Origin of the sequence: Pigmentibacter ruber, assembly GCF_009792895.1 — a bacterium.
Lineage (GTDB): Bacteria > Bdellovibrionota_B > Oligoflexia > Silvanigrellales > Silvanigrellaceae > Silvanigrella > Silvanigrella rubra.
Genome location: NZ_WSSC01000002.1, coordinates 345,395 through 358,160 on the forward strand (window position 1 = coordinate 345,395; position 12,766 = coordinate 358,160).

Here is a 12,766-nt window from a genome sequence, read left to right on the forward strand (position 1 = left end):
ATAAAATAACTTTCTTTTTTCATTTGTAAATTCCATAAAAATCAATTAAATAAATTTTCATAATTTTCCTATTAAAGATAAAGAAATTAAAATGAATTTCAAATTTGTATTTATTTTTATAAAAAATTAAAAAATTTATAAAAGTTGAAAAATCCTTTATATATTTTTGAATTGTTTTATTTATTCCTTTCTATTCTTTAAAAATTAATTTAATATGCCTTGATTTATTTAGATTTTATTTGTCTTCATGGAAAAATTTCATTTTAAAATAGTGAGTTAGTGAAATTATGTACTATCTATTTTTTGTAACTGTAATTTTATTAGCATTTTCTCCAGGTCCAAACGTTGTACTAATGATAAACAATGGTCTAAGATATCAATTAAAAGATGCTGTTTTTGCCGTTTTTGGCATTTTTTCTGGTTTGATTTTCTTTGCTGTAATTAGCTCATTTTCAGTTCAGGGTGTTTTTAAATTTTCAACAAATTTTTATACCTATTTAAAGTTTGTTGGCGCTTTTTATTTAATATACTTAGGGATTAAAAATATTATCTCAAAAGATAAATATAATTTTGTAAATGCTCAGTCCTCGGTTAGGCCAAATAGATTTAAATTATATTATGAATCTTTAATATGTTGTTTAACAAATCCAAAAATTTTATTTTTGTATGTTGCTTTATTGCCAAATTATATCGTTAATGAAAAAAATATTTTAATTCAAATTTTCACTTTATCTTTTATTCAAATTTCAGTTGTAGTTTTCTCTATGGTTACTTATTTATTGATAGCAAATAGAGCCTCAAAAATTTTATTAGCTAAAATAAAATATATTCGCTATTTTTCTGGAAGTGTAATGATTTTATTAGCATTATCATTGTTAGTAACAATTTAGTCCAATATACTTAATTCTGCGAAGTGGAATCAAAATTGAAAAAGCCTACTATTTAATAAAAATTATTTTAAATTAAACTATTTATTTATATAAATTATTTTTGATATAATAATGAAAAGCTATATTATCACTATAAATATTACAGGATATTAATAAGAGTCGAAATTGATCTTGAGATGATGCTGTAAAAAAAAAATGAACTTCTACAGCTTAACATAATAAAAATGATGTGCTCCATCTTTTGCAAAAATTTCTTGCATTGGAATTATATAATATCCATCAAATTTTTTACCATTTGCTTTATATAAAGTTAAATACTTATCAGTTTTTAAGGTATATTTAATATTTTTTAATTCGTTAGATGGCAGCATGTAAAATAAGTCACCAATATTTCCTTTTGCTACAATGTTGTAACTGCTATTAAGTTTGTCATACGTTAAGTCCTTTTTTAAGAAATAAATAGCATTTTCTTGACTTTTATTAAAGACAAATGCACCAAGTAATGAAGTTACATAATTTTTATCAAGTTTCTTTTCAATTCCATAACTTTTAGCATTAGAATTTTGTGTTCCTGAAATTGCTTTTAAAATAAAACCTTCTGAATCAATAAAGCGTACATCGCTTAGAAACTCACTATTCCTAGTAGATGAAGAATTCAATTGATTAGGGAGTTCACCAAAAGCAAGAAGTTTTTGATTTAAAGTAAATGGAATATTTAAACCAATCCAATCTCTGACTCCCCAATTTTCATATTCTGTTCCTTCAAATAAGTATTTGCCAGTTAGGAGATCAATTTGTTTAAAGGATGATTGTGAGTCATCTAATATTAAAGTTTTTTTAGTTTGTGAACTATAAGTTGAAATATAGTTTATATTGTTCCTATTTATGTCATTGCCAATTTTACAAAGTGTAGTTTTCAAGTTTTCAAGTACTGAGTTTGAAGTTTCGCTCAAATTTTGGCAACGTTCTTCTTCCATCTTATTCCCTGAATAATGTATATCATTAATTAATAGGGCAATTTTTTTAGCATTACTTATGTTTTTAAGTGAATCTGCACTGTCAGGTTCAAGAACCCAATCGTATTTAATTTCGGATACTAATTTAACTTCCCCTGATTGCAAACTAACTTTAAAATTGCTTGGATTTAAGTAATTTTTATTAATGCTAAAGTACTTATTTTTTTCTCTATCAAAAAAGTAGAATATATTTGGATTTTTTTGAGATTCACCTATTGGAATTTTACCATCTGAATATAAATAAAATTTCTTACTAGTTTTATCATATTTAGCATAATCTTTTTCATTTATGATTAAGCTTAAAATGTTTTCATTTGTATTAATAGAATTTAATAAATCAGAAACTTTTGTACTTACATTAGCTAATAAAAACTCTTTTTTTAACGCTAAGATATTTAATTGATTTGGACTAATTGATTTGTATATGTAGTTTTTGGAATGGAATAGTAAATTTTCTTTTGAATGAATTCTGCCAATAATATTGAAATCTTCAGAGTCAATTCCGCTATTTATGTAAGAACTTTCTTTTAAGTCATAAAAAGCAATTTCTTTACTACTTGTTGGATATTCTTTATAATTCTTTATTTTTATATATCTTAAATCATTTGGAATATTTTTTCTTACTTGATTTATAAAATTGTTCAAGAGAATTTTTGAATTAAAATCATTATAATCAAGATTAATTTTGACAGCAGTTAAATTATTTTGTCCATTTCCATATGCTAAGTAAGTAATCCCAAATTTGTCATGAAGATAAATTTTTGCAGGTTTCTTTTCAGGAAAAGAAATCTGGAAAATTTTTTCTTCTTTATTTAAATAAGAAAATGAGAGTTTTTTCTCACTTTCAAGAAATTCAGAATTTATGATGAAATGATCTAGATGAAAATGCCAAGTATCTTTTTCTTGTGCCTTTATATTATATTTTGAATCTCCGTTTAAGTGCAAATGAAATTCATTTTCCTTTTGTTCATTTTCATCAAGTACTTCAAAATTATATTTTATTTTATTTGTTGCTTGATCATGTACATGCGGAGTAACAAAATGAATTCCAGAATTATTTGAATTTAATTTTATTTTTATTTCTGTATCTTGATAGTCAAACTTTAAATCAGAAATTGCTTTATCACCTGCACCACGCATAGAGGTATATTCAAATATAAATTTTGCATTTCTTTGAATTTTTCGAGCGGCATTCATTTCAGCATCATATCGATATGTTATCCATGGAGCGTAAAAGTCATGGCTATAGGTAATAAGTTTTTGTGCTTGATTAGGTAAGATAATTTTTTGAATGTGATCTAATTTAAATTCTTTTTCTTTCGGTAGTTCTAGTGCTTCTCTAAATTTAACATAGTCTTTAGATGTTCTAATAAGTTCTGGATTTGGGGCAAAAGGATGGTAATAAATAGCATCAGGTTCATGTCTTGATATTGGATAAGAGATATGATCACCAAATGTAATTTTGTATTTACCTTGCTGTGTCAAATCAATTTCCTGGAATACAACATCGAGTTGCTCTTTCCTAAAACTATTATCATCTTTTTTTATGTATTTATTAGCAAATGATATGGTTTTTTTGCTAGAATTTGGTATAAATATATCAGAGTTCAAGACTCTATGATGATCTTCTTCATAGTATCTAAAGTAATTAGCATTATTCAATGCAACATCAATATTTTCGCCTGCTACTTGAGCGTAAGAGCTAAATCCAACTGCGAGGCCACCAAAAATTTCTCCAATCCCACTTAGAAAGATACCTGCAGTTGTTTCACCAAGAGCCATGCCACCTAAAATAAATGCACTAGATGTCGAGTCAAATCCAAATTGTGTTCTATATCTAGTTAAATCTGCATTTGTTTTAGAATGTGTTAATTCATAGTAATCGTATACAAGATTTAAAAAATTTAACCCTGTGTTTATTTTAGTTGTATAGTTTGAAAAAGTTCTGAATATATTAAAATTATTCAACCCATTGCTTCTTATTGTTTCTAAAATATGTGCAGTCTTTAACCCACTATCTGCAACATCTAAACTTAATTGTAACAAATTTGTATATACTTGTGCTTTAATAACTTTATTTAGAGTAGGATTAGGATCATTTCCACCCTGTCCTAAATTATTATTATTGAAGTAGTCAACAATATTTTTTAATAAAAAGGCATGCGATAAGCCAATTGACGGCTGAGAAACGTTAAAATGGTCTGTATGGTTTACTTTTCTGTGAAATTGATTTGAGTGATTTTCAATAAATTCCTTAAAACTTTTTATATTTGCAATATCATTATTGTTAATTCCTTTTATGTACTTTGCATCATTGTTTGTATTATGAATTTCAATGCTTTTTTCATTCTCATTTAAAGAATCAAGTAAGAAAAACTCTTCTTTACTTTTAATTAATTTTTTATATGTTTTTTCAAATAAGGAAGCTTGAAACTTTGCCTCTATTTCTATTTCTATCTTATAGCTTTCAATTTCATCTTGTAGAGTTTTTCTAAGATCTAATAAATGTTTATTTCCAGATAAATTTTTATATTTTCTGTTTAATTCATCTAAATTTCCTAATATTTTTTTAGATAAGTCATATTTTACAAAAATTTCATCTTCACTTAATGAATATAAGTAATTTAATTCAAAATTTAGTTTATACATTTCAGCATCTGATAATTGATTAAAAAAATTCTCTTTTTCAGAAAATAATCCTCCACAACTTCCATTTGTAGCAAAGCTACGTATCACTTCTTTTTTATCAGTATTTTCAATATTTTTATTTCTTTTTTCACAGCTTGCAATAAAAATAAAAGATAAAGTTAGCATTAATTTGCTTTTATTAAAAAATTCTTTTTCTAGCATTATTTTCCTCAATAATTAGTATTTTTAAATACATTTTTAATTATTATTTTTATAAATTTCCATCTGTAATTCTTTGTTTAAAGTATAAATTTCTAGCTTAATATTAGGTCTTAAAGCATCAAATAGAACATAAGCATTATTGCACGAAGGGCATGTCTCTAATGAAGTATAAATTTTTAATGTACCTCTTATGTCCTGATTTAAATCATATAATTTGAGTGATTTAAATTTTGCTAAATAATTTCTATGCTGATTAAACAAGTCATTTGTTTTTCTAGTTTGTTGCGTAGGCGAAGTAAGATCTAATAATTTTTCTAGTATTTTAGCCTCGGCATCAGAAAATCTAGTTTGATTTCCATTTTCAGCCTTTCCTTCATGTATATTTTTTACTTTGTTACTATTATGATATGCAAATTTATATGGCTCTAAAGTTTTATTAAATAAATTTATTAAAAAACTTAAATAACCTTCCATTTTTTTCTTGCTATCAATTTTCGAATTTTGATTATTTTCAACATTGGACTCTTTATTATATTCATCTACTTTTTTTACAAAATCGTTAAATTTTTCTTCAACAATATCATATTTTTCTTCAAATTTCTGTATTTTTTCATTTGAACCAAAAATATCTTCCTTGACTAAATTCGCTTTATTTTGATCAACTGGGTTAAAATATGATAATTTTCTTTCTTCTATGGGTTTTACATTTGCAAAATAAATCTTTTCATTTTCATTTTCTCGATTTGCAATCTTAAACTCGCCACTAATAGAGTAAATCTCATACTTTATGCTATTACTATCTTCTTCTATAAATTTGGCATAAGAAAAAACTTTTGGATCTTCTTTCTTTATAAAATCATTAAAACGTTTTCCATAATAAGTTTCAATTTCAGGATTTTTGTATAGAAGATTATGTAGAATTAAAGCCTCTTTTTTTTCAATTTTCTCAATTTCCTTATTTTTTTCAACTTCACTAATTTCCATACTATCATCATTTTTTTTATTTTTAATTCTTAATAATCTTGCATCATCTATTTGATTTGAAACTTTACTTCTTATTTTTGAAATCGCATTTTTAAAAACACTAAATACTTCATCAGGATTTTGTGAAGAGTCTTTCAACTTTAGGATATTATTTTCCTTTGATAATTTATGCTCTTTTATTGTTACATTTGTAATTGGGCAGGTATAAGTTGCATGCCCCTTTGAAAGTATAAAAGTTTGCGAGAAAATAATCAGAACATATAATTTCATGTGCTTATAAGTCTTTTTCTTCATATTAGCCTTTCATATTTGTAGAAAAAGTAAATAATTACTTAAAATATAACTTCTTTATTTTTGCCGATATTGAAATTTTAGTAATTATTATAGTAATTTAATATTTTCTAAGGACGAAAATATTAAGAATTACAAAAAACATAAAAATGAAATTTATTCAATTTATATATAATTTAAAATTAAATAAAATATATTTTTTATAATAGTAAATTTAATTAGGTAATATTTTTTTGAGATAAAAATTTTTTTTACATTTATGTACTAATGCAATTTAAAAATTTAATATAAACTTATAAAATAATTTCTGGTATACTTATTATTGATAGTGGTTATGCCACTGTATTCAAAGTTAAGCATTTAATTTTACGTTATAATTTACAAAAAAATGTATTTGGGTTATAAATATTTTATAAACCCTAATTATAAATATTTTATGAAAGATATCAAAATGAAAAAAATTTTAGTCTTATTATCAGGCATAGTATTTGGTTGTACTGCATTTGCAAATGAAAGCAACTCAATATCTCAATTTCCTACATGCAAGGTAGATGCCAATGGCTTAATGAGTTCTGGATGTAACCTCGATTTACAACGTTACTTAGGAAAATGGTTTGAACAAGCTCGTTTACCAACTTTCTTCCAAAAAGACTGTAATTCTTCAACAGCAGAATATTCGAAGAATGAGGATGGAAGTATCAAAGTTCTGAATACTTGTATTAAGAGTGATGGCAGCATTAAAGATATTGTGGGCAAAGCGAAAGTAGATCATAAAGACCCTAGTGGTAGAAGTTTGCTTGTGAGTTTTAATTGGGTCACAGATATAGTTAACTTTTTTAAAGGTGTAAATTACTATGTATATTTTATTGATGATGCTTATAAATATGCTGTAGTAGGTACACCTAAAAAAGATATGTTATGGATCTTGACACGTGATGAAAGAATAGAGCCAGAAACCTTGAAAAAACTTCTAGAGATTGCGGAAAAAAATGGATTTAATTTAGATAATTTAATCTATGACATTAGAAATTAAATAATTAAGTAATTAAATATTTTTTTATTTTTTGTTTTATGGGAAAAGTAAATTATAAATTTTATGAAATAAAAATGCAATTATAGATATAATTGCATTTTTATTTTTTTTGTTCTATAAAATATTTGTTGTTATTGGGATATATCATTCCTATTCTTTGTATTGATTAATAAAATAATATGGATTAATTATGAAAAATTACGAAATAAATAATATAGTTTCACATAAAATTTATCAAGGTGAAAATTTTGAAAAAACAAAAATAAAAATCATGCAAAGAATAAAAGAGAAAAAATTAGATACTACAACTGAACAGGAGTTAATTTTATTATTAGAGAAAATGTATAGTACTGAAATGGGACGTTTTATGATTGAGCATAGCGGTTTTAATGGTTATTGGACTGAATATGTTTGCTCATATCCTGATTTAAAAAAGCAAGGTTTCAAATTAACTGAGAATGAATTTGAGAAATATTTATTAGAAAATCTTCCTTTTTATTTAGCAACTCAAAGTCGATTCCAAATTTTTAAAACAGAAATTAAAAAAAGATTGTGCGATAATATTTCTATTGCATCTCTTCCTTGTGGTTTAATGACAGATATTTTACTACAAGATTTTAAAGGGATAAATAATTTTCAGTTGCATGGTATAGATTTAGATCAGTCAGCTTTAGATCAGGCAAAGGCAATTGCTTTGTCAAAAGGTCTTATTCACCATTGTACCTTTACTAGAGAAGATGGTTGGAAAATAGAGCATAAAAATCAATTTGATTTAGTGACAAGTAATGGATTTAATATATATGTTGATGATGAGGATAAAAACATAGCATTTTATAAAAAAATATATCAAGCTTTGACTGATAAGGGTGAACTCATTACAAGTACTATTGTTCCACCCCCAACTGAAGATCCTTATTCTTCCTGGGAATTGAAAAAAATAAATTTAGACGCATTAAAAATCCAAGCAATAGTCATGAATTATTTTACAGAGTTCAATAAAAATAATTTTAAATCTGCTGAAAAACTATGTATTATATTAAAGAAAGCGGGATTTAATAAATTTCAAGTAATTCCAGATAATTTGGGAATTTTCCCTACTATAATTGCGAAAAAATAGTTTCTATTTTAATTAACAAACATTTTATAATTTTTCTAAAATTTTATTTATATATTATCCAAAAAAGAATTTAAAGCATTTATAAATTCTTTTGGATTGTCCCAAGGTACACGATGCCCTGCATTTGGTATAATTTTAGCTAAAATATTATTGCTTAATTCTTGCATTTCAATGGCAATTTCTACAAATTTAGAATCCAGCTCTCCTGCAATCCAAAGAATAGGAATATTTAATAATTTAATTTCTTTCCTAAGATTTTCTTGATTTCCTAAAGAAAAATTTATCAACATTTCTTTAATTGCATGCTTATTAATAGTGTATTCTTCTCTACACAATGAATTCTGGAAATTTGCAAAAACAGTTTGTGAATTCCAGTCTTTTAAGACTTCATACCAGTCCTCATTTTGAAATCTAAGAGCCCAGGTTGTATCATTCTTAATTCGAGCTTCTTTCTCAGATTTATCTTTTAGACCTGGATTTGCTGAAATAATAATTGCTGCATCCCACAAATTACTACTCACTAATGAATGTAGAGCAAGTCTTCCACCTAGAGAGTATCCAACTAAAATATTTTTATTAGAATAATTTTGACTTACTAAAGACGAATGAAAAGCATCCAACCATGCTCTAAAATAAGTTTTACCGGCTTTTGAGTTTGGAAACATGTAATTTTCTATAGAGTGAAATATAAATGAGTGATTTCTCAAATCACTGCAAAAAATATTCCAATCGCTAGGGGTGCCTAAAAAGCCATGTAGAAAGTGGATATTGCTCATAATGTTCCAAAAAATATGATTAAAAACTAATTTTTAGCATCACATATCATTTAGTTAAGATAGTAGTTTATGGCTAAAATTATGAATTCAGTCAAGTTATCTTCTAACAAAGTTTATTTTATGAGTAAATCTTAAAATAAACTAATTAATTCATACCTAGCTGGTTTGCAAATTCAGTATTATCATAAAAAAGAAATTCTTCGTTCATAACACAATCCTTATTCCAGTGCAAAATAGTAACCATCTGCATTTTTACTTTTTTGGTACGACTATCAGAAGCAAAGACAAAAGACTTTTTTAATTCAGTTATGCGATCATTTAGGCCTTTTGTAATATGTCCATCAGGATAGTGGACAATGATATTATTTGAATGTTTTTTTAATTGATCCCATTTTTGGTTTGTATAAATATTAAAATCAAGCTCATTAAAAATTTCAATATGTTTTGAAATTTTATTTTTACCAATACAAGCGATATATTTTAAGAATGATGTCATCTATATAAGCGACCATATAAAAGAGATTATACATGGCAAATACAGCATATTCAAAAGAGTTTAGAGACAGAGTAAGAAAAAATAAAAATCAATGAAGTTGTAAGCCATAAAATTTTTTATGCATAAATATCCTATTTGAAATTAATCATTAATATCATTAGTAAATTTTTCAAAAAATAAACTTCTCTTCTTTTCCATTTTTAATAATAGTCATTTCTTCAAGTAGAGGAAAATATAAATTACTGGCATTTGTTTGCTTTATTAATTCATAAAAGCTTATTTCATCAAAATAAGTTCCTCCTGAAAAATAAAAATCTTCCAGATCATTTAAGACAATTGATTTTAAGTGGTGAAAATTAGAACTTAAAGCAAGATATAATTGATAAGAACTTTTTATTTCGGCTGTATATGGAGTATTTTTAATTAAATCAAAATGTATAAACGATATTTTTTTATTGTCTTGGTAATTGTTGAAATTATTTAATAATCTAAATATATTAGAGATATTTCCTTTTATATAAAATTTAGTGTCAATTTTCTTTACTTCAATACTATCAATTAGTATAGAGTAATTATGTTGATATTCACTAAATTTTAAATATTCTAAGCTAGGGAATAAAGTATATACTTCTTTAATAAATTCATTTATTTCAGTTTTTTTATTGAAATAAAAATCAATTGTTTCATTTAATTCGATAGTCATCCTTTTTATATTATGATTACTTTTCATTTTACCCTTAGTAAGAATACTGATCAATTTTTTTAAATTATCAATATTTCCAGATATTTTAATATTTTCTTTTTGATTTAAAAAATTTAAATAATTTATAACACTATTATATGATTCTTTATTAGTTTGTTTTAAATTATTAAGAGATTCTGGGTCGAGAAATTTAAAAATATTTTCTGTTACTTCCTGCGGTAAGGTATTTAATGTATTCTCAAAATCATTTGCAAAAGAATTTGTAAATGTTGTAATAAATATAAGTGACGGTAAAAATTTTTTTTTCATTTCATTTCCTTTTTTAATTAACTATGAGCTCTATTTTTTATTTATAGTATTGTTTTAGTTATTTTTGCATTTCATATAAATAATGGGATACTATATATAAATTAATTCAACTTTATGAAAGTAGTTTAAATTGAATATTTGTCAATTCTTTCCTTTTAATGAAAAAATTTTTAGTATTTAATTTAGAATATTAATTCTTGTTTATTATAAATTTTTTTTATTTAGATATAATTTAATAAATAAAGTTATTTTATATTAGTAATAAAAATTATTTATTCTTTCTTTATACTTTATAAATGTGTGATCAATATTACTAATCAATATAGATTAAATATAAATAAAATTAATTTTTATAATTTAATATATAACTAATAAAAATTATAAAAATTCCTAATATGATTTGTTTATAGCTATAAATAGTTTTTCTAAGTTTATAATATAATATAAAAATTAATTTGTTGTATCAATTACAGTTCAGTAAAACGCTAGGGTAAATGTGAACATCTAATCAAGTTTCTATTTTCATTTTTTCTATGCGTTATTAAATTCATAGCATTCATAGTTCCCAAGATTTTTAAAACCTAATTTTGTGTAAAGAGATACTGCTGCTACTGATGATGCTGTTAAGCAGACGTGTGATGAACCAAAATTTTTTGCAAAAGCCAATAAATATTGCATTAAAGAAAAAGCATAACCATTTTTTTGAAATTTTATCTTAGTCAATACATCAAAAATACCACAGAAATTATTATAGAAAAATAGTGAAGCTATGCAAGCAGGTTCATCATTGATCATCAAGCAAAAATAGTGAAAGGGTTGTGAATTTATATCTAATTCATTCGTTATATTTAAATAATATTCTCTAACAAAAGGATCATATTCCTCCAATACACTAATAAATTTTTGCATATCGTTTCTATTTTTTACTTCTATAATACTTAATGAGTTAGAATAATATCTACTTTTTTTTAAGTTATTAAGGTCAAAATACATTCCTACTTCATTGGCTTCTTTTTGAAATCCTAAATTATAAAGAATTTGATCAGGAATATGTGGAATTGTGTTCGGCCCTGTCCATAGTGCAAAAGGAAGTGGCTTAAAAATATTTATAATTTTTGCAAGTTCTTGTTCAACATTTTCTAATTTAATTTCTTTCAGCCAATCAATATTAAACATAGAAGTATTAAATGGTGATTTACAAATAAAATATTGTTCACAGTCAAATGTATAACAATCTTTTAGTTTGCTTGGGATAAAAAATATTTTATTTTTAATTACATTTTCCATTTTAGCATTTAATTTATTCATTTTATTTATCTCAAATTTAATTTCTAAGTTCAACGATGAAAAATTATGTATTTTCCAATTTTATTTAAATATAAACGCATATCTATCTTTTGATTTTCAAAGAATGTAAGGACTTAAACTTTGAAACTATTTATGAATTACTATTTTTTGTATAAATTGTCAATAAAATAAAAAATTATTAATTTCTCTTAATTAATTAGGTCTTAAAGTTTAAAATTTTTTTGGCAAATACAGTTGTTTCTTATTACATAATTTTAAAATACTTTAAGAGAAAAAGATTTATCAATTTCTAAAGTCTTTTCTTCACATAATGTATAGTTATTAGGAAGAATATTATTATTTAGATAATTAAAAATATTTTCTTTTACACATGTTCTATAAAAAAGTTCCATGCCCTGGTTCTTTGCTTGTTAATAATCTTTCAAGCGGAATTTGATTGAGTAAGTTTACAGCATTTTCCTTTGGAGTTCGAGCATTATTTTCAGAATTTAAATCAATGCTTGCTGATTTGGATTTATATTGTATTTTTTAATTTCATGTGAGCCAGTGCTAGAGCAAAATTGAGAATAATATTTTAATATAATGGTATTGCAAACAAATTTAAAAAACATCCTTAATTTTTAAAATAAATTTAATAAAATTTTTATTTAATCACATTTAAAAGTGTACTGATAGCGAATGATAGGTACAGTTTTGGCACTTGTTGAATTATTAAATTTATCACTTTCAACTGTGGTCTTTGTTCCTTCAGCCACCCGATTCATTTTGATTAAACTGGCTTGCTTCTTACAATATAAATTAGCTTCTTTTTGATATTCTTCTTTGGTATTCCATTCTTCACCCATAAATGTAACTGTGTTTTTTTCTTTATCAAAGCCAATAACTTTTATTGTTTGTAAATGAATGCAGCTTGTTATAAAAAAAATGCAAATAACTAATAGATATTTCATATTACTCTCCATTAAAAGAATATAGTTGAAAATTTAAAGATAG

General features: G+C 24.3%; 11 protein-coding genes. 3 read left to right on the forward strand and 8 right to left on the reverse strand.

Annotated elements, in window-relative coordinates; genetic code table 11:
- Positions 1 to 287: 287 nt before the first annotated feature.
- On the forward strand, positions 288 to 890 hold the full coding sequence (locus GOY08_RS07985) for a LysE family translocator (protein WP_158998372.1): 603 nt from the start codon (positions 288 to 290) through the stop codon (positions 888 to 890).
- Positions 891 to 1,093: 203 nt separating this feature from the next.
- Here GOY08_RS07985 and GOY08_RS07990 read toward each other — a convergent pair whose 3' ends face one another.
- Positions 1,094 to 4,756: a TcdA/TcdB pore-forming domain-containing protein gene (locus GOY08_RS07990; RefSeq protein WP_158998373.1), complete on the reverse strand. Its 3,663-nt coding sequence runs from the start codon at positions 4,754 to 4,756 to the stop codon at positions 1,094 to 1,096.
- Positions 4,757 to 4,792: 36 nt separating this feature from the next.
- Positions 4,793 to 6,034, reverse strand: a complete 1,242-nt coding sequence (locus GOY08_RS07995; RefSeq protein ID WP_158998374.1) for a hypothetical protein — start codon at positions 6,032 to 6,034, stop codon at positions 4,793 to 4,795.
- A 391-nt stretch (positions 6,035 to 6,425) separates the two neighbouring features.
- Here GOY08_RS07995 and GOY08_RS08000 point away from each other — a divergent pair, with 391 nt between their 5' ends.
- Positions 6,426 to 7,064 carry a lipocalin family protein gene (locus GOY08_RS08000; protein ID WP_158998375.1) on the forward strand — a complete coding sequence of 213 codons (639 nt, stop codon included), beginning with the start codon at positions 6,426 to 6,428 and terminating at the stop codon, positions 7,062 to 7,064.
- Between the two features lie 190 nt (positions 7,065 to 7,254).
- The gene (locus tag GOY08_RS08005; protein WP_158998376.1) at positions 7,255 to 8,181 is read left to right on the forward strand and encodes a class I SAM-dependent methyltransferase; all 927 of its coding nucleotides are present in this window, start codon (positions 7,255 to 7,257) and stop codon (positions 8,179 to 8,181) included.
- A gap of 47 nt (positions 8,182 to 8,228) precedes the next feature.
- Here the strand turns inward: GOY08_RS08005 and GOY08_RS08010 are convergent, their stop codons facing one another.
- The 6 genes from GOY08_RS08010 to GOY08_RS08035 all read right to left on the reverse strand — a co-directional run bounded on the left by GOY08_RS08010 (position 8,229) and on the right by GOY08_RS08035 (position 12,723).
- Positions 8,229 to 8,957, reverse strand: a complete 729-nt coding sequence (locus tag GOY08_RS08010) for an alpha/beta fold hydrolase (RefSeq protein ID WP_158998377.1) — start codon at positions 8,955 to 8,957, stop codon at positions 8,229 to 8,231.
- Positions 8,958 to 9,102: 145 nt separating this feature from the next.
- Complete coding sequence (locus tag GOY08_RS08015; RefSeq protein WP_158998378.1) at positions 9,103 to 9,453, reverse strand: hypothetical protein; 351 nt, start codon at positions 9,451 to 9,453, stop codon at positions 9,103 to 9,105.
- Between the two features lie 169 nt (positions 9,454 to 9,622).
- Positions 9,623 to 10,465: an F-box protein gene (locus GOY08_RS08020; protein ID WP_158998379.1), complete on the reverse strand. Its 843-nt coding sequence runs from the start codon at positions 10,463 to 10,465 to the stop codon at positions 9,623 to 9,625.
- Between the two features lie 531 nt (positions 10,466 to 10,996).
- Positions 10,997 to 11,773 carry a GNAT family N-acetyltransferase gene (locus GOY08_RS08025; protein ID WP_158998380.1) on the reverse strand — a complete coding sequence of 259 codons (777 nt, stop codon included), beginning with the start codon at positions 11,771 to 11,773 and terminating at the stop codon, positions 10,997 to 10,999.
- Positions 11,774 to 12,027: 254 nt separating this feature from the next.
- Entirely contained in the window at positions 12,028 to 12,165 is a 138-nt protein-coding gene (locus GOY08_RS08030; RefSeq protein WP_158998381.1) for a hypothetical protein, read from the reverse strand.
- 255 nt (positions 12,166 to 12,420) lie between these two features.
- Entirely contained in the window at positions 12,421 to 12,723 is a 303-nt protein-coding gene (locus tag GOY08_RS08035; RefSeq protein WP_158998382.1) for a hypothetical protein, read from the reverse strand.
- Between the last annotated feature and the right edge of the window lie 43 nt (positions 12,724 to 12,766).

Excerpts from the sequence above, each read along its gene's own strand:
- GOY08_RS07995 (WP_158998374.1), bottom strand. The coding sequence starts at position 6,034 with ATGAAGAAAAAGACTTATAAGCACATGAAATTATATGTTCTGATTATT.
- GOY08_RS07990 (WP_158998373.1), bottom strand. The coding sequence starts at position 4,756 with ATGCTAGAAAAAGAATTTTTTAATAAAAGCAAATTAATGCTAACTTTA.
- GOY08_RS08020 (WP_158998379.1), bottom strand. The coding sequence starts at position 10,465 with ATGAAAAAAAAATTTTTACCGTCACTTATATTTATTACAACATTTACA.
- GOY08_RS08030 (WP_158998381.1), bottom strand. The coding sequence starts at position 12,165 with ATGGAACTTTTTTATAGAACATGTGTAAAAGAAAATATTTTTAATTAT.
- GOY08_RS07985 (WP_158998372.1), top strand. The coding sequence starts at position 288 with ATGTACTATCTATTTTTTGTAACTGTAATTTTATTAGCATTTTCTCCA.
- GOY08_RS08005 (WP_158998376.1), top strand. The coding sequence starts at position 7,255 with ATGAAAAATTACGAAATAAATAATATAGTTTCACATAAAATTTATCAA.
- GOY08_RS08035 (WP_158998382.1), bottom strand. The coding sequence starts at position 12,723 with ATGAAATATCTATTAGTTATTTGCATTTTTTTTATAACAAGCTGCATT.
- GOY08_RS08010 (WP_158998377.1), bottom strand. The coding sequence starts at position 8,957 with ATGAGCAATATCCACTTTCTACATGGCTTTTTAGGCACCCCTAGCGAT.
- GOY08_RS08015 (WP_158998378.1), bottom strand. The coding sequence starts at position 9,453 with ATGACATCATTCTTAAAATATATCGCTTGTATTGGTAAAAATAAAATT.
- GOY08_RS08025 (WP_158998380.1), bottom strand. The coding sequence starts at position 11,773 with ATGAATAAATTAAATGCTAAAATGGAAAATGTAATTAAAAATAAAATA.